Origin of the sequence: Propionispira raffinosivorans DSM 20765 (assembly GCF_000381065.1) — a bacterium.
GTDB lineage: Bacteria > Bacillota > Negativicutes > Selenomonadales > Selenomonadaceae > Propionispira > Propionispira raffinosivorans.
The window spans coordinates 64,705-82,457 of record NZ_KB905856.1 but is presented as its reverse complement, the minus strand read 5'-3'; the positions used below and the strand labels follow the sequence as shown (position 1 = coordinate 82,457).

17 protein-coding genes are annotated in these 17,753 nt (G+C 38.1%); 5 read left to right on the top strand and 12 right to left on the bottom strand.

What is annotated here, in order from left to right; translation table 11 throughout:
* Nucleotides 1-42 precede the first annotated feature (42 nt).
* Both F606_RS0113825 and F606_RS0113820 read right to left on the bottom strand, forming a co-directional pair.
* Complete coding sequence (locus tag F606_RS0113825) at nt 43-1,116, bottom strand: branched-chain amino acid aminotransferase (protein WP_019554481.1); 1,074 nt, start codon at nt 1,114-1,116, stop codon at nt 43-45.
* A 216-nt stretch (nt 1,117-1,332) separates the two neighbouring features.
* On the bottom strand, nt 1,333-2,409 hold the full coding sequence (locus tag F606_RS0113820; RefSeq protein WP_019554480.1) for a protein-tyrosine phosphatase family protein: 1,077 nt from the start codon (nt 2,407-2,409) through the stop codon (nt 1,333-1,335).
* Nucleotides 2,410-2,771: 362 nt separating this feature from the next.
* On the opposite strand from F606_RS0113820, the gene F606_RS0113815 reads away from it, so the two are divergent.
* From F606_RS0113815 to F606_RS0113805, 3 genes are all read left to right on the top strand, one after another.
* Entirely contained in the window at nt 2,772-4,100 is a 1,329-nt protein-coding gene (locus F606_RS0113815) for an L-cysteine desulfidase family protein (RefSeq protein ID WP_019554479.1), read from the top strand.
* Nucleotides 4,101-4,209: 109 nt separating this feature from the next.
* Nucleotides 4,210-4,926 (top strand): gamma-glutamyl-gamma-aminobutyrate hydrolase family protein, encoded by a 717-nt coding sequence (locus F606_RS0113810; protein WP_019554478.1) that lies wholly within the window; start codon nt 4,210-4,212, stop codon nt 4,924-4,926.
* Between the two features lie 17 nt (nt 4,927-4,943).
* Entirely contained in the window at nt 4,944-6,224 is a 1,281-nt protein-coding gene (locus tag F606_RS0113805) for an APC family permease (RefSeq protein WP_019554477.1), read from the top strand.
* 108 nt (nt 6,225-6,332) lie between these two features.
* On the opposite strand, the gene rihA is transcribed toward F606_RS0113805, so the two are convergent.
* The 6 genes from rihA to F606_RS0113770 form a co-directional block, all read right to left on the bottom strand.
* Nucleotides 6,333-7,271, bottom strand: coding sequence for a pyrimidine-specific ribonucleoside hydrolase RihA (gene rihA, locus F606_RS0113800; protein WP_019554476.1), 939 nt, complete (start codon nt 7,269-7,271; stop codon nt 6,333-6,335).
* 87 nt (nt 7,272-7,358) lie between these two features.
* The gene (locus F606_RS0113795; RefSeq protein ID WP_019554475.1) at nt 7,359-8,543 is read right to left on the bottom strand and encodes a NupC/NupG family nucleoside CNT transporter; all 1,185 of its coding nucleotides are present in this window, start codon (nt 8,541-8,543) and stop codon (nt 7,359-7,361) included.
* A 37-nt stretch (nt 8,544-8,580) separates the two neighbouring features.
* Complete coding sequence (locus tag F606_RS0113790; RefSeq protein ID WP_019554474.1) at nt 8,581-9,510, bottom strand: pseudouridine-5'-phosphate glycosidase; 930 nt, start codon at nt 9,508-9,510, stop codon at nt 8,581-8,583.
* A 20-nt stretch (nt 9,511-9,530) separates the two neighbouring features.
* On the bottom strand, nt 9,531-10,490 hold the full coding sequence (locus tag F606_RS0113785) for a carbohydrate kinase family protein (RefSeq protein ID WP_019554473.1): 960 nt from the start codon (nt 10,488-10,490) through the stop codon (nt 9,531-9,533).
* Nucleotides 10,491-10,582: 92 nt separating this feature from the next.
* The gene (locus F606_RS0113775) at nt 10,583-11,020 is read right to left on the bottom strand and encodes a PTS sugar transporter subunit IIA (protein WP_019554471.1); all 438 of its coding nucleotides are present in this window, start codon (nt 11,018-11,020) and stop codon (nt 10,583-10,585) included.
* Nucleotides 11,021-11,087: 67 nt separating this feature from the next.
* Nucleotides 11,088-11,279 carry a type II toxin-antitoxin system RelB family anti-toxin gene (locus F606_RS0113770; protein WP_019554470.1) on the bottom strand — a complete coding sequence of 64 codons (192 nt, stop codon included), beginning with the start codon at nt 11,277-11,279 and terminating at the stop codon, nt 11,088-11,090.
* Between the two features lie 518 nt (nt 11,280-11,797).
* On the opposite strand from F606_RS0113770, the gene F606_RS21180 reads away from it, so the two are divergent.
* Nucleotides 11,798-12,169 carry a type II toxin-antitoxin system RelB family anti-toxin gene (locus F606_RS21180; RefSeq protein ID WP_019554469.1) on the top strand — a complete coding sequence of 124 codons (372 nt, stop codon included), beginning with the start codon at nt 11,798-11,800 and terminating at the stop codon, nt 12,167-12,169.
* Nucleotides 12,170-12,355: 186 nt separating this feature from the next.
* On the opposite strand, the gene F606_RS0113760 is transcribed toward F606_RS21180, so the two are convergent.
* A complete protein-coding gene (locus F606_RS0113760; RefSeq protein ID WP_019554468.1) occupies nt 12,356-14,080 on the bottom strand; it encodes a purple acid phosphatase family protein in 1,725 nt (574 codons plus the stop codon).
* Between the two features lie 154 nt (nt 14,081-14,234).
* Nucleotides 14,235-15,131, bottom strand: a complete 897-nt coding sequence (locus F606_RS0113755) for a LysR family transcriptional regulator (RefSeq protein WP_019554467.1) — start codon at nt 15,129-15,131, stop codon at nt 14,235-14,237.
* Nucleotides 15,132-15,245: 114 nt separating this feature from the next.
* On the opposite strand from F606_RS0113755, the gene F606_RS0113750 reads away from it, so the two are divergent.
* On the top strand, nt 15,246-16,133 hold the full coding sequence (locus tag F606_RS0113750; protein ID WP_019554466.1) for a sulfite exporter TauE/SafE family protein: 888 nt from the start codon (nt 15,246-15,248) through the stop codon (nt 16,131-16,133).
* A gap of 90 nt (nt 16,134-16,223) precedes the next feature.
* On the opposite strand, the gene F606_RS0113745 is transcribed toward F606_RS0113750, so the two are convergent.
* Both F606_RS0113745 and F606_RS21175 read right to left on the bottom strand, forming a co-directional pair.
* Complete coding sequence (locus tag F606_RS0113745) at nt 16,224-16,877, bottom strand: pentapeptide repeat-containing protein (RefSeq protein ID WP_019554465.1); 654 nt, start codon at nt 16,875-16,877, stop codon at nt 16,224-16,226.
* 207 nt (nt 16,878-17,084) lie between these two features.
* A complete protein-coding gene (locus tag F606_RS21175; protein ID WP_019554464.1) occupies nt 17,085-17,729 on the bottom strand; it encodes a TetR/AcrR family transcriptional regulator in 645 nt (214 codons plus the stop codon).
* Nucleotides 17,730-17,753: the final 24 nt, after the last annotated feature.

The window sequence follows — 17,753 nt, the reverse complement described above, 5'->3', positions numbered from 1 at the left end:
AAAAAAAAGCCTCTCGCAATGATCGAGAGACTTTTGGGGAAATTATATTTTAGTTACTCCTTCAATAAATCCTTGTGTATCTTTTATAAGTCCACTTTGCAATCCCGTTATATGATCGAACATTTTTTGGGAAAACGAACCAATTTTACCTTCATTGATAATCATATCCTGTCCTTTATAACTAAGCAATCCGACTGGTGAGATAACCGCTGCTGTACCAGAGCCAAAAACTTCATCAAGCTCGCCATTTTTATAAGCTTCACAAACTTCATCAATCGTAATACGTCGTTCGGAAACTGGTATGCCCCACTCTTTAGCTACAGCAAGTACCGTTTTTCTCGTGATCCCGCCTAAAATACTCCCGCAAAGCGACGGTGTAACGATCTCTCCCTTAATTTTAAATAATATATTCATGGACCCGACTTCTTCAATATATTTACGTTCTACGCCATCAAGCCATAATGTCTGATCATACCCTTTTTCATGCGCCACAAGCCCTGCATGCAGACTGGCCGCATAATTTGCTGGTGTCTTAGCCTCACCAAGCCCCCCCGGTACTGCACGTACATAATGATCTTCAACCATAATCTTGACTGGTGCAAAACCATGTGCATAATAAGCGGCTACTGGCGAAAGGATAATCAATAACTTATATGTATCACTGACACTGACACCAAGATAAGGATCCGTTGCAAATATAAATGGTCTGATATAAAGACTCTGACCAAGCTTAGCCGGTACCCACTCTTTTTCAATTTCAATCAATTTTTTTAATCCCTGATGAACCGTATTGATATCAACCTTTGGAATATCTAAAAGCCGTGCTGAATTGTTTAAACGATTCAAATGATCCAACGTGCGGAAAATAACGATTTTGCCATCCTGCTGCCGGAATGCTTTCATACCTTCAAAAATAGCCTGCCCATAATGAAGTGTTGTATTAGCCGGACTTACTGAAATATCATGATATGGTACAATCTTAGGATCATGCCATCCGTCTTCGCGATTATAATTCATTTCAAACATATAGTCGGAAAAATGTGTTCCAAAACCGATGCTGGATACATCTGGTTTTTCCTTAAAAGTTTTTGTTGCTTCAAATTTAATTTCAGCCATTGATATACATCCCCTTACGATATTTGACAAAGTGTATATATTTCTCTCCCGGAAATACAATGTATACATTATATTCCGCATCATATACAACAGTCAAGAAAAATATCATTTTTTTCGTGTTTTAATCTAAATATTTTACATGTAGTATTTCTAGAAAGTACATTTTTCCTCTCTTAGTGTATTTATTTATATAAGTGCTCTAACAGTAAAAACCGATCATATTGTTTTTTTCTCACGACGCAGCCATTCCGACCAGCTTATATCTAGTTTTGGATTTTCACGAACATACTGATAAAACAAAGGTATCATTTCTGTACGTTCTTGTCCAAAGCTTTGCTTCCAACTATTTATTGCTGTATCAGTCACTGGTGCAGCTGCATGAGTCATTTTGTTTGATTCATTCGTTGCCATGATATCAATGCCGCCAATAACATACTGACGAGCTACAATATCAGCAAGAGAAACATTCATGCCATTTTTTAAAATATCATAAAGAACCATATATGTGGTGGTTCGACCTTCTCCAGCCATACAATGAAAATGCAGCCACACATCATTTGGCAGAGTCCTATAAAAAGCGATGAAACGATCAATATTTTCCGGGCTTGTCCAAATATGATCCGTCGAAGTAATTCTAAAATAGTTTGCACCATATTCTGCCGCAACTTCCGCTTCCGTTTTTGTTTCCAGTGGTGTAAAAGTAATCGCCGCATCTTCCGCCTTATGTTTTGATTTATCTAAAGGATACACATTTGTCTCCACAGCTAGTGCGTCTTGCAAAAGAACCGATTCCGCCTTGATAATATCCTCTGTTTTTTTACCAATATTTCCCCAATTACGTTTACCATACCAGCTCACAGCTGTACCATCCAAATATCCATGCGTTTCCTGACGCAGATCGACAATATAAATAGGGACATCTGTTTTTGTCCTTATGGTTTCCAGCAACCCCTCCATACCCGACTCTGACATTTGACCGCTGCCAGATATTTTCAGTTTATCCATCCCCGTACTATCCGGCAGAATACCATTTACTTTTCCTACTGTATCCAGGCTCGTACGAAAATTCTTTGGCAGATCTTCATTATCTTCTGCATCAAGGCGCCAAAATTCCCCTGCATAATGCTGTCGATCTGCTTCTGGCATATTTTCTACTGCCCAGGTTGTTGTCGGTTCAATGGCCGTCGTTTTTGCAGTAACATCTCCCCCAGCAAGCGATGTTGCTGTATAACCCAGCAAAAAAATTGCCAGCACAGCAAGAAAAGCTACTATCCGTTTATGGAAATCAATCATAAATTCACCTCATTTAAATTTCATTATATATAATGCATTAAAGGAATTACATCTAGCCTATCAGTCTGCCAAGCATGGGATATAGAACATTTAATGCAACTTATATAGACTCAATTTTATTATAAGCCGTTTTTATTTGATTACAATGAAATTTTTCCATAATTTCCTTTTCTGTTAGATTTATATTGCAATTTAGAATATGAAATTATATGATTACTAGACATATATATAATTTAAAGAAATTACATCTCATAGATAAAAAATAAGCAGTATAAAAACTTGAATTAGACCGCTTAAAGATTTAAACCCTTTAAGCTTTTTTCTTACATATGAATGGCGATAAATCCACAGGAGGTATGACAATGATGCATCAAAAATCGATCAACCATAATTTGAAATGGAGCGAATTGATTAAAGTCATCAAAAAAGAAGTCGTTCCCGCACTCGGCTGTACGGAACCAATCTCACTGGCATTAGCTGCAGCGACGGCGGCCAAAACCCTAGGCTTGCCTGTAGAAAAAATCCAAGCAAAGGTATCAGCCAATCTCATGAAAAACGGTATGGGCGTAACCGTTCCCGGCACAGAAACTACAGGTTTATTGATTGCCGCAGCCGTAGGAGCTATCGGTGGTGATCCGGAAGGGCAGCTTGAAGTTTTAAAGACACTTACAGAAAAACAAATTGCCGATGCAAAATGTATGGTCAAAGAACATCGTGTCGAACTTTCAATCGCCGATGTCCCCAATATCCTCTTCGCACAAGCTCAGGTATTTCATGGTAAGCAATGGGCAAGAGTAACAATTGCTGACACGCATACCAATATCATTAAAATCGAAAAAAATGATCTGACTTTATTTGAAGCTTCTACTGAGCAAGATAATACAGCCGAACCCATTGTGTATTCCTTAGCCGACCTGCAAATGGAGGATATTTTTGAATTTGCCACAGAAGTTCCCATTGAACAAATTGATTTTATTCATGATGCGGCCAATCTCAATATCTCATTATCAGCCGAAGGGATGCGCGGTACCTATGGTCTGCATATCGGTGCGACCATGAATCGTCAAATTGAAACAGGACTCCTACCCGACGGTCTTTTGACTCAACTCCTCATGCGGACAACGGCTGCTTCCGATGCCCGCATGGGCGGAGCCAACCTCCCGGCGATGACAAATTCCGGTTCAGGGAATCAGGGAATAACGGCTACCATGCCCGTAGTTGTGGTGGCTGAATATCTAAAGGTAGATCGTGAAACATTGATTCGAGCCCTTATTTTATCACATATGACCGCGATCTATATTCATGATAAGCTGCCAAAATTATCAGCTTTATGTGCTGTAACAACCGCCGCGATGGGTGCTGCCGCCGGCATGGCCTGGCTTTTAAAACGCAATATCATCTGCGTAAACATGGCAATTTCAAATATGATCGGAGATGTAGCTGGTATGATCTGTGATGGTGCGTCAAACAGCTGCGCGATGAAAGTATCCACATCTGCTGCCTCAGCCTACAAAGCAGTCCTAATGGCACTTGATGAAACACGAGTAACCGGCAATGAAGGAATCGTCGATGAAAATGTCGATCAATCAATTAAAAACCTTGGTCAATTAGCCTGCCAGGGCATGACCCAAACCGATGCTGAAATTCTACAAATCATGCTCAATAAAGCCATCCGCAAAAAACTTGACTAAACATGTATTTTTACTATTTATTTTTTCAAAGAAATGTATTATGATGCTATATAATGAATTAAAAATCTATTCATTCAATTTACACATCGAACCAAGGAGTGAACTACCCATGAAAAAAATTATCGGAATCTCTGGCAGCATCATGTTTGATGAAGGCGGTATGTTTCCAGGTTATCCAAGAGCTTATGTAAATCACGACTATGTAAGATCCGTCCTCGACGCAGGTGGTATTCCTTTGATTATCCCTGTAAATACCGATGAAGAAATCATCAAAGCACAACTTGCATGTATTGACGGACTCGTTATTTCTGGTGGATATGATGTGAACCCTTTGTTATTCGGTGAAGAACCACATCATCTGCTTGGCATGACCCTCGCGCAGCGTGATACCTTTGATCTGGCACTCATCAAATATGCACTCGAAATGAAAAAACCAATTCTTGGCATTTGCCGCGGCATTCAAATCATCAATACAGCTTGTGGTGGAACTTTATATCAGGACTGTTCTTTATCTGAAGGGTCCTATATCAAACATTCGCAGGGACATACACCAACACAAGTCTCACATTCCGTGAAAATTGAAAAGGACTCCTATCTCTACGAAATTTTCGGCTCACAAACCTTAGTCAATTCCTTCCATCATATGTCAGTTAAAGACCTGGCACCCGGATTTAAAATTACAGCAACCGCTGCTGATGGTATTATTGAAGCAATGGAAAAAGAAACAGGTTCCTTTATCCTAGCTGTCCAATGGCATCCAGAAATGTTATCTGGTGTAAATCAAGATATGCGTAAATTATTTAAGCTCTTACTTGAAAAATCTTAAAGAAAATAGGTGATTCTATGAGTACAAACAAATTTGGTTTTTGGAGCATTGTTTTATTAGGAATCAATGCGATCATTGGCTCCGGTATTTTTTTACTGCCGAATAAAGCTTACGCATTGACTGGTTCATTTTCCCTGATTGTGATTTTATTTGATATGATTTTAGCAATTTCAATGGCATTATGTTTTGCCGAACTCAGCGGTCTCTTCAAGAAAAACGGCGGTCCTTATGTCTATGCAAAAGCCGCTTTTGGGGATTTTGTCGGTTTTGAAGTCGGCTTTATGAAAGCAGCAGTCAGTATTATTGCCTGGGCCACAATGGCCAATGGTTTTGTCACGGCACTCTCAGCCGTATGGCCCATAGCCAGTGAACCTATTTACAAAAACAGCATTATCATTGCCTTAATTACATTTCTTGCTATTATTAATATTCTTGGCGTAAAATTATCAGAAATCCTCAATAACATTGTTACGATTGGGAAAATTCTGCCACTGCTCCTTTTCATCAGTGTCGGTATTTTCTTTATAAACGGTGGAAATTTCACCCCGTTTTTTACGACTCAAGTAACTGAAACCAGCTCGTTTGGTGCAGCGGCATTACTCATATTTTATGCATTTACCGGATTTGAATCCATCTCCTCGGCCGCCGAAGACATGGATGATCCAAAAAAGAATCTGCCTCGAGCAATTCTTGTTGTGATGCTAATTGTTTCAGCTTTTTACCTTTCCATCCAGGCAGTTTCGATCGGCATTTTAGGCACGTCACTCGCCAATACGCAGACACCGATTGCCACCGCAGCATCTGAATTTTTGGGTCCAGTTGGTGGCATTCTTGTAACGGCCGGTACATTGATTTCAATTGGCGGCATCAATATTGCTGCTTCTTTTTTAACACCACGAAACATTGTAGCCATCGCTGATGATAAATTACTGCCACCTGTATTTTCAAGATACAGCAAATATGGCACACCTTATGTAGCCATTGCTTTTTCAGCAATTTTGACGATTTTCATTGCACTTTCCGGCTCCTTTACTCAGCTGGCAGCCATCAGTGTAGTATCGAGATTTACCCAGTATCTCCCAACCTGCCTGGCCGTTATTGTCCTTCGCAAGAAAAATCCCACAGAAAAAAGCTCCCTTCGCCTTCCCTTTGGACCCGTTATTCCACTCATTTCTGTCATTGTAAGTGTTTGGCTGCTTGTCCAATCTGATTTAGAGAAAATTCTAATTGGTCTCGGCGGTCTCATTATCGGTATTCCTTTTTATTTTTTAATGAAAAAACAGTATTTGGACAAATAAATATGGTATACTAATTTTATCGGTTGACAGCCACAGAGGCACTGCCCCACTTTGGGACAGTGCCTCTGTTTCTTTTTAAACAAAAATCACGTCATTTTCACATATTCTTCATTGCGAATGAAACGTTTTCAGAGCATCCATAAGCATTTTAATAAATGCATCACGATCGATATCGAGCAAAACCTTGCAGTTCTTCTGGCGATGACTCAAGTCATAATAATCCACCACGGTTTCGCCCTGCGTAAGTGCTCCATCCACTTCAACCGCTACATTTAAAAATTTTTCTTGAAATATCGTTGGATCTATAAGCCATGCGATTGTACAGGGATCATGTAATGGCACACCTTTAAATCTCCATTTTGGATCTTCATGATACCGTTCAAAAAAATCAAGCAAACCGGCAAAAACATCCGCCACAGGATTTCCGATTTCATGAATTTTTGCAATTTCCGATTTTAAAATTTGTGCTTTATGTGTAACATTTAGTGGTACCATAACGATTGGTATGCCAGAACCCAGAACCATTTTAGCGGCATGTGGATCAACAAAGATGTTAAATTCGACAGATGGTGCCCAATTCCCCAGTCCCATAGCACCGCCCATAAATACAATCTGCTCAATCTTGGTTTTAAGCTCTGGATATACAGCAAGAAATAAGGCCGCATTCGTCATCGGTCCAGTAACTACGAGAGTAATCAAGTCCTTACTTTCCTGCAAAGTTTTAGCGATCAATTCAATTGCCGTCATAGCCTGTGCTTTAAAATCCGGTTCCGGCAGCACCGCACCATCCAATCCACTTTCTCCATGTACAGTATCAGCAATAATCAGTTCGTTTAACAAAGGTTTTTGATTGCCACCTGCCACGGGAATATTCTGTTGTTTCATCAAAGTCAGCAAACGCATCGCATTTTTCAAAGTTTTCTGTGGTGTCTGATTCCCCGCCGATGTAGTAATTGCAAGAAGTTCAATATCCTGCGATGCAAGTGCCAGCATCATAGCCAGTGCATCATCATGCCCTGGATCACAATCCAAAATTATTTTTTTCATAAGAAAAACCTCCATACGTCTAAGTTGAATTAAATATTTTTAATAAAATTATTAATTCGATTTATACCCTAATTTAATACTTTAATTTTAGAAATACAGACCTACAATGGTTCCACTAAGAATAGACGCCAACGTTGCACCGGCTAATAATTTCATCGAAAATTTTGCCACATGGAAACCAGATTTTTCATTTATAGCCTTAATCGAGCCTGTAATAATACCGACCGTACCAAAATTAGCAAAACTAACCAAATATACCGAAATAATGGCATTTGCTTTTAGCGTCAAATTACTTGCCAATTCGTGTAAAGTTCCCATCGCGACAAATTCATTCGTGATTAATTTCGTAGCCATCAAACTGCCGACTTGGACGATATCCTGACCCGGAACCCCCATAACAAAAGCAATGGGCGCAAAAACATAACCGATCAAAGTCGTAAACGTCATACCAAAAAAAGCATCAAATGAACTGTTTAGAAAAGTTACCAGCGAAACAAAGCCAATCAGCATCGCCCCTACGGTAACAGCCAATTTGAACCCGTCTAAAATATATGTTCCCAATACCTGAAAAAAAGGATCTTTGTTCCCCTTCGGAATTTTCACAAGTTCATCATCCGCTTCCGGTTCATACGGATTCACAATACAGGAAATAATTAATGCCGATAAAACATTTAAAAATACCGCAACTACTACATACTGCCCGGGAACCATCTTCATATAAGATGCCAGCATTGCCGCACTCACAGCACTCATCGCCGAGGCACAAATCGTATAGAGTCGCTGTTCTGTCAGCTTGGGAATCTGCTCTTTCACAGTTAAAAACACTTCCGGCTGCCCTAAAATCGCTGTCGATATGGCAAAATAACTTTCCAGTTCTCCCATGCGTGCAACTTTATTCAAAACCCACCCTGTCCAATGAATAATAAAAGGTAGAATTTTTGTATAGTTCAAAATACCAACCAGTGCCGAAATAAAGACAATTGGCATCAAAACAATAAAGAAAAATACCGCAGCCCCTTCTTTCAAAACAAAACCACCAAAAACAAAATCAACCCCACCCGAAGCCTGCGCCATAAGCCAGCTAAAAAAACTGGAAATTTCCGTAAGTGCATAGATACCTCCTGATGTATTCAAACACAAAAAAGAAATCATAATTTGCAGCGAAAACAAAATACCAATATTCTTAAAACGAATCTTCTTACGATCTGAACTCATAAACCATCCTACAGCAAACACAAAAGCCAGCCCTGTCAGCAAAAATATAACATTCACAAGACAAAATCACCTTTCCTTAAAGTTTTAACTAATTCTAGACAGTTTCTAATTTGCACAATTCTACCGCCGTCAGTGCGGCGAGTTTCGCATTATGATAAACAAGCTGAATATTGGCTTCCAGACTGCGACCTCCCGTAACATCTTTAATCCTGGACAGTAAAAACGGTGTTGTTTGTTTCCCATGAATCCCCTTTACGCGAGCTTCCTCCACAGCTTTTGCAATTGCCTGTTCAATGACTTCATGTTCCATCGAATATTCTTTAGGAATTGGATTCGTCACTAGCATTCCTGAACACAAACCCATTTCCTGACTTGTATGGAATGCTTTCGCCAGTTCCTTTGGAGAATCGATTTCATAATCTACTTCAAATCCGCTATAACGAGTATAAAATGCTGGTAATTCTTTCGTTTGGTAGCCGATCACAGGGACACCGTGAGTTTCGAGATATTCTAACGTTAAGCCTAAATCAAGAATAGACTTTGCTCCCGCACAAACTACCAAAACTGGTGTATGCGCTATTTCTTCCAAATCCGCAGAAATATCCATACTTGTTTCCGCACCACGATGTACGCCACCGATTCCGCCTGTAGCAAAAACCGAAATTCCAGCCATATGAGCAATCATCATCGTTGTTGTTACCGTAGTAGCACCATCTGCACGACGTGCTGTCAAAACAGCAAGATCCCGGCGGCTTGCCTTATTGATTTTCGCACCACTCTTGCCCAGATACTCAATTTCGTCTTTCGAGCAACCGACTTTTAGTTTTCCACCAATTACAGCAATTGTGGCGGGTACAGCGCCATGTTCACGCAGAACTGCTTCCACTTGAAGTGCAGTTTCCACATTTTTTGGATAAGGCATACCATGAGAAATGATCGTAGATTCCAAGGCAACAACCGCTTGTTTATTTTTTATCGCTGCACTTACTTCTTTGCTGATTTCTAAATATTTTTCTAAATTCATAAAATGACCACCTTTATATTTTATATTGTAGAAACGGAATATTCTGTAAAATTTGCTCGTTCTTTAAGATGTTTTTGATTCAAATTCGGATTTACGGTTTCTGGATATTCAATGCATAAAGAAGCCGCTGCCAAACCAGCCTTTGCAGACTCTTCTAATTCCAGTTCGTTCAAATAGGCCCAGACAAGCGCTGCCATAAACGCATCGCCGCAGCCGGTCATACCGACTGGTGTGGTCTTGATACAGGGCAGCATCTTACATCCCCTATGATCTGCCGCCATAACGCCCTGTTTTCCCATACTAATAAAAACGCGCTGTAAGCCTGTAGCTAATAAAACATCGACCGCTTGATGCAACGTAACACGATCTGTAATTTTCACACCAGAAAGAATTTCTGCCTCAAGCAGATTTGGTTTTAGCGTATGAATGAATCCCAATACCGCTTGTAATTTCATCGCTTTCGTCGTCGATACAGGATCAACAAAAATCGGTGTCCGACAATGCTTTGCAATCCACGCGATTGAGTTTTCTGGAATATTCGTATCAACAACAATAACCGCTGCCTTCTGCAATAAAAATTCCCTGGTCTGTAGAAATTCCGGTGTGATTTGTTCATAAAGTGCCATATCCGCAATCGCTGCCTCCATATCCCCATCCTTCCCCTCAATGAAAAGGTACGTGGATGTAAAACCATGCTGGACATGCATTGACGAACTGCTGTCAATCCCTAGCTCACTGCAGGAAGAAGCGATTTTTGCCGCATAAACATCTTCACCAAAAGCAGTAATAAAACATACATGAAGTCCAAGCAAGCTCATATTATGGGCAATATTCCGCCCTACACCACCCAGTTTCATTGATATCGTTCCCGGATTTGAATCTTTCAAAACAAGAGGTTCAAATGCTTGCCCGCCAATATCAATATTTGCTCCCCCGATTACCACAACATAAGGTTTTTCCCCTTGCTGTTCCTGTTGCATAATTCACCCTCCCATTCCAAGCCTGCCTTTTATGGCACAAATCGTAATGAACACATTTCGCTTATCTGCTTCATTTATAATAAATCCTCCTTTCAGCATAGAGCTACGATCGACTTCACCTCCTCCAAAGTCTTTGCCTCTGTCAACTGGTCCAGCACGCCGTATTCGATCAGATCGAGTGCAAACGACACCATATGCCAATAATCCTGTAGATTCATTGCCGAAAAGCAAAGCACTACCTTGACCATTTCCTTTGACCCAGAAAAAGATAATGGTGTCTTCAACGTAACTAAACTGATTCCCGTTCGGAATGCTCCATCTTCATAGCGCGTATGCGGAATGGCAATTCCTTCTGCAATGACAACATCTACACGATGCTGGCTGACATTTTGAATCATTCCATCAATATACGATTCCTCCACACAACCCTGTGCAACCAATAGTTCCCCGCCAATCCCGACAGCTGCTTCCCAAGACTCAGCTTCTATTCGCAGTCTCATATTTGTTTCATTAAATAAAATTTCAGCCAATCTATGTTCCCTCCTTATAAATAACAGAATTTTCCGATTTTAATTCCCATATCGTACATAAATAAATTTACGATTTAGGTTGTAATAATTCCCCAATACTGACACCTAAAGCCAAAGCCAGTTTTTGTGCAATCGGAACCGTTGGCTGTTTTTTATTCGCTTCCAATTCCGATATATAAGTTTGTGAAACCCCAGATTTATCTGCTAACTCCTGTTGTGACCACCCCTTTGCCTTACGAATTTCCGCCAAATTTTCCAAAGCAATCCCCGCCTTTCACAAGATACAAATTTCCATAGATAAAGATGAATTTTGTTTTCACACGTGTTTTCTTCTTTTTAATTATGTTATAATTGCTATAGCAATATATGGAAGCGAAACAATACAGTATGGGTTGCAATCAACTAGATTTGCCCATATAAATTCCCGTTTTTCTTTTTTCTGAAAGGAATACATGACGGAATTATCGAACCGTTTTAAAGAGTCTTTTTCTACTTTGATAGTTTTGATCAAGACTGTTTAGTTTTTAACCAAACAAGCTTTTTTTATTGTGCAATAATACTTTTGATAAAAAGCACCCCACCAAAAATAAATATGAATTCTACTTATTTTTAACATTTACGTTGAAAAATCTTATTTGTCATGCTTTCATATCAACAAATAGTTCAAGACACTTATTTATTTCCCTATCTGATCTACACCTTTATTATAGACACATATTTGTTCTTAGTCAATATTAAAGTTATAAATATATGCTTTTATAGAAAGGATTTTATTTTATGGAACCTAACTATTTAGAAATAGGAAAACGATTACAAGAAGCGCGAAAATCTGCTAATATGTCACAGCAAGACCTTGCTAATTTAATGAATGTATCATCCTCTTATGTGAAAAATACAGAGCGGGGTGGAAAACCTAGTATTAGTTATCTATTCACCGTAGCCAATAATTGTAGTGTATCCTTTGATTGGTTATTAACGGGAACTCATACTTCATTAGACTTAAAACAAATTCCGAATAGCAATGAAGAAACGGAAGATTTATTAGATAACCTCCGCAGTATACTAAATACCACTGATCCAGATATACGTATTTGGGCAAAAGTTCAATTGCAAAAAATGTTTGGTGAATATTTGCCTGAAAAAAAATGAAATACATACAAAAAAGACGATATAAATTTGGCTTGTAATGGCCTAATCTATATCGTCTTTTATATTTTTACGAAACGTCTCTCATAAATAATTCCAATATACCTTAAAAGTCAGTAATTGGCTGTATCCCCTAGCAAATTTTTAGACTCAGGGCGTTCATTCATTTTTTGAATAAATTCCCGATCCTTATTTTACAACGAACAACATATTCGTTGCTTTGTCGTAGCGACTTTGGAAGTTAAACATTGTCTTGACATCATCAACCGATATCATGGCTGTTCCCTTAAGCAAGGTAAGTGGATAGGTCAAAGTAAACACTTCTCTATTTAGATTTGCCTGTGTAGCGTTAAGTTTTAATAATGCAGTCGTTTTTTGATACGATGCAATAATATTCCCCTCACTATCACCATCTATCTGACCACCGATGAATTCGATAAAACTGCGTAATGGAATATGCCAGACACCGGATATTTTTTGTGGCGGTACTACAACTAAAGGTGTTTGCAGTAGATTCCCCCAAATGACTAAAAGCGTATTGTTGGATGGTTCTGGTAAACTCGTGCGTGGAATATCGATTTGTTTTTGCTTATCGATACTATATACATCAATCAATTCACCACTTTGTGTATAGGCATTTATGGTAAGAACTTTTTGATTAACCGTAATCGTTATATAATTCGGTTCAGCTTGTGGATCGTGGAAAAAGGCATCCCATACTTTAGGCGATAAATCCGTATAATATTTATTGCCGCTGCGCCCAGCAACTAGGTATACGGTTCCGTTTGCCGGCGTATCAACAAACGTATCCTGATAAATCGGATAGGTACGTGAATAGCCATGATCATGTCCATTGATAACCAGATCGACATGATGTTTATCGAGAACAGGTGTCAAAACTGCTTTTACTTGTTCATTCGAACGGGTAGCCTTGTTATAGTACGGGGTTTTATGGAACAAAACAATCTTCCATTCCTGTTTGCTGTTTGTAAGATCTTGATCAAGCCAGTTTGCTTGAAGTTCCAGCATATGGTCAACGTAGGAATGTTCTTCCTCCAATTGACTATCTAGAACCGCAAAATGTGTATTGCCATAATCAAAAGAATATACTTGTCCTTTGAGTGCATCGGGTCCATTCATTGGCAGATGCAATTGTTTTTTGAAATAGAGCGGCAAAACGGAATGATTTTCTTCCGGTACATCATATGTTTCATGATTCCCCGGTACCGACATGCTAGGAATTTTATCAATAACATCTTTTGCAGCGGCATACCAGTTTTTCCAATGAGCATAGTCTTGCCCCACTTCAACAAGATCTCCGACATTCATAAAAAATGCGGCATCGGGATGAGCGGCATAAGCATTATTGATTGTTTTTTGCCATGGCCCATATTCTGGGTTTTTAGGCAGTCCACTTTGTGAATCTCCGAAAACAAGAAATTTAAAAGAATCTACTTTATCTGGTTGTGTAGAAAATTGCAAAGGTTCGCTCCAATTATCATCGATTTTGACACGATATGTATAAATCGTTCCAGGTTTCAGGGAGACAGCCGTAGCATAATGAAGCATAACACTTTCTGTATTGGTTTTGAAAAGTTCATGATCCGCTTCTATAATAACCGCTTTTTCCCAACCACTTTTTTTATAAATACTCGTTTTTATGACTTGCAAGCTACCTTTTTCACTGTTTTCTTCTGTAGCCCAGGCAATCGTTTGTGTAGTTTTTGGATCAAGGCTCCAAGTAAGTGTCAGATGACCTGCTGAAGCAACTGCCTCAGCTGCGAATACTTTCGTCAGGTTTATCGGTAAAGCAGCAGCTACTAGAGAAGCACCACACGTTTCTAAAAAAAGTCGACGGCTAATGCCCTTGTTTGTTTCTTGAAATAGATCAAGCAAACTTTTTTCTTGTTTCACAAAAATCCCTCCGTTACTGTAAATATCTTGTATTCTTTTATTTTAATGTCTTACGGAGGGTAAATGGTTACGTTTTTATTAAGAATATGTTAATACTGTTATGACAACATAATCCCGATTGTGTCTAATCTAAAAAAAGCTTATTGTAGTGCGGCTAGGAATGAACAAATTTTTGTTTTATGATCTCAAGAATTTTTATGATAGAGGGCGATATTTCTTTGTCTGTCTTTCGACTGCAGAAATATACTGGACGTTTTATTTTTATTCCTTTTACACGAACTCGCCCAACCTCATTACGCTGCAAATGTTCTGCTACTGCCAGTGAAGGGTCTAGCATCGTCCCATAGCCAGCGATAACAGCATGAATTGATTCATTCAGCCCATAAAATTGTACGCCTATTTTAGGATTTGCCACACCGTGGACTTTACATAAAGCAAACAAGATTTCCCTTGTTGAACTTCCTTCTTCCCTTAACAAAAATGGTTCTTGTACTAAATCAGATAATGATATTTCTTTGCCAGCATATTTATGTCCTTTAGGAACAATAAACCAAAAATCAAGATCCATTAAATGAATAAGATTAAGCTCTGGTTGTTGCCAAGCTTCTTTTACGACAAAAGCAGCATCGGCTTTATAGTGAATTAATCGTTCCAATGTCTCCGTTGAATTACCACTATATAATTTTACGTTTACAGACGGTGCTTCTTTTTTTAACTGAGCTAATCCTAACGGTAATAGAAAATTAGCGGGTAAATAAGTTGATGCAATGCGTAAATCTTCAATTTCCCCGTTTTTAAATTGGTCTAATTTATATTCAAGGTCTTTTTCCATATCAAATAAATATTCAGCTTGTTTAAATAGAAATTTACCGGCATGCGTTAATTTTATCCCCCTGCCGTTTGCTTCAATCAACTTTAATCCAGTTTCTCTTTCCAAATTTCGAATCTGCATCGTTACCGCTGGCTGGCTAATCGAAAGAAATTCAGCAGCTTCCGTAACACTTTTTATCGATGCCACCGCCGTAAAGATACGAAGCGTGTGAAGATTCATTGCTTTGTCTCCTTTTATAAGAAAATTTTATGATTCATCATAAAACATATATTGGATTTATTATTATTTATTGTATATCATTTATGTAAAGAAGCAAAGGAGATAAATAAAGTCATGAATACACATATACTGAAAAAAGAAGCCGCCCCCTCGTCAAAGCAAAAATCACATGTCAAAAAAGCTATATTTTTTATTCTTGGCCTTATATTATTCATAAGTAATATCTTTGAAAGCACGCTGCTGCCAAGTATAGATTATCAATTTTTCCTTTTAATTTTCATTGGATTGATTGCTTCTTTTTTGGGTACATTAGCTGGTGGCGCTGCTTTAATTACGATTCCTGCTATGATGTTAACGGGCATCCCCATTCAAACAAGCATTGCTACAAACAAATTCTCCTCTGGGATCGCTGCTATTTCAAGTGTATTTTATCTGATCCAGCATAAACAGCTTCAAACGAAGTCAATACTTCGTAATGTACTCGTAGCGTTTGCAGGTGGACTATGCGGTGCCTTATTAACGGCCCAGGTTGCTGAACAAACTATGAATGTTGTTGCATTTTTTTTGCTTTGTTTTGCATTATTGGTAACAATGAAAAATAAAGACTGGACTGGCAGCATTGCTATCCATAAACCGCTTTCGTCTAGCATGAAAGCAAATTTATATATTCCCTTTTTAGTGGCGATCTATGATGGAGGATTTGGTCCTGGTTCTTCTACGTTCGGCATTATTTATTATTTTAAAAATTTTCATAATTATATGAAAGCCGTTCAAATGACAAGAGTTTTAATTTTGGGCAGCTGCACAGGAGGGTTTATTGTATTTTATCAAACTGGATTCATCAATTGGTCTTATGCTATTTCTATGGGGATTGGTTCTATCCTTGGTTCTCAAATCGGTCTTTTATGTTTACCTCACATCCCGCAAAAAATAGCTCAACGTCTTTTACTTTCGATTATTTTACTCTTAATTGGGCAAATGTTTTATAAATTGTTTTACTAAATTGAAGAACGACTCGCTAAAATCACCATTTATAAGTTCCATAAAAAATAGCTTTCTATGATTTTTTATTTTTTCATAGAAAGCTATTTTTCATGGCTTAACCTGAATACCCCAGAGGCCGATTAAATTTGCAGCTTGAAATGTATTGACTATACACCCCTTAAGCTCCGTTGGAGGAATCGATACCAAGGGTGCCACCAATTCACTATTGCTAAAATCAACATTCGTCAGCATTGTTTTAAAAAAATTCGTCTTCACAAATGTGGACTTCATAACAGCAAAGCGTTTCAATTGTGATTCTATAATGGAGGATTCTGTAAAATCAATACGATCAAATAAAACATCCGTTATTTTCGTTTTAATGAAATATGCATATTGCAAATTTGATTCTTCAAATGTTGTGTGTTTGATAACGATATCACTCATATCTATACCAATACATTTACAGGAGACAAAGCGGCATCGCTCAAAATAGGCTCCTTCAAATTTACTATTGGATAAATCACAAGATTGAAATACTACATCTATAAAAGTCGCTTTTTCAAAATTACAATTATGAAACGTACATTTTTCAAAAGTGCTCTTGCGGATTTCAATTTTTAAAAACGCTTCATCTTCAAGGCACTCTTCACAGATTTCAATTTCCTCAATTGGCAATTCCTCCGCCATAAATTCCTGTACATAAAAAGAAAACGTATCTACGGGATTGAGTTGTGCTGGTATCTTAGGACGTATAATACTCATATTCTTCCCCTTTTTGCTAATGAACCAGCCTGCATAGAAGACTAGTTGCACTCTTTTTAAATCAACATTACCACTATAACTATAGTATTTTCCACAATAACAACAAATCCCTGCCACCATACTATAAATTAAATGGAGATTATTTGAAGTACCATTCTGAAAGTTTTTTTATACAATAGGGCCTATTCCGTTTTCTAAGTTGCGGTTTTACGTTTCTGGAAATATTAACCAGTTTTGGTTTTTTTGCGATTTCCGGCTTTCTGCCCCTGTTTGAAACCCATTTAATGCAATTTTTATTAAAACTTGTGCCATTTCCTTTGGTGGAATTGATGCACCACTTTCAAACCATTGTTTAATAATTCCTAAAAATCCAAAGATTATATAGGCATAAAAATATTCACTGAATGCTGAATCACTATTTTTTCCGTCCATTATATTTTGTCTTTTGTAAAATTCATTTTCAATCACGGTTTTGGTTCTTTCTAAAAATGAAATACCTCCATTGGGACCCATGAGTGCATTGCAACAATTTAAATTATTTTTAAACCATTCAAATAATTCAACCAAAGGAGGGTATGGTTTATTTTTCAAATTATACTCAACAAATACGGAAGGGTCGATTTTTTTTAAAATTTCACTCATTTCCTGCAGCATTTCTCTTTCATTTTGCTCGAGCAAGTCAAATATGTCGCGATAATGTAAATAAAAAGTACCGCGATTCAGATCCGCTCTTTCTGTCAAATCCTTGATGGTAATGTTATCCAATGACTTCTCATTCATTAATTCAAAAAGTGTATCTCGCAATAATTTTTTAGTTTTCCTAATTCTTCTGTCTGGAATTTGTTTATCCATTCTTATATATCCTTTCAAAAAATT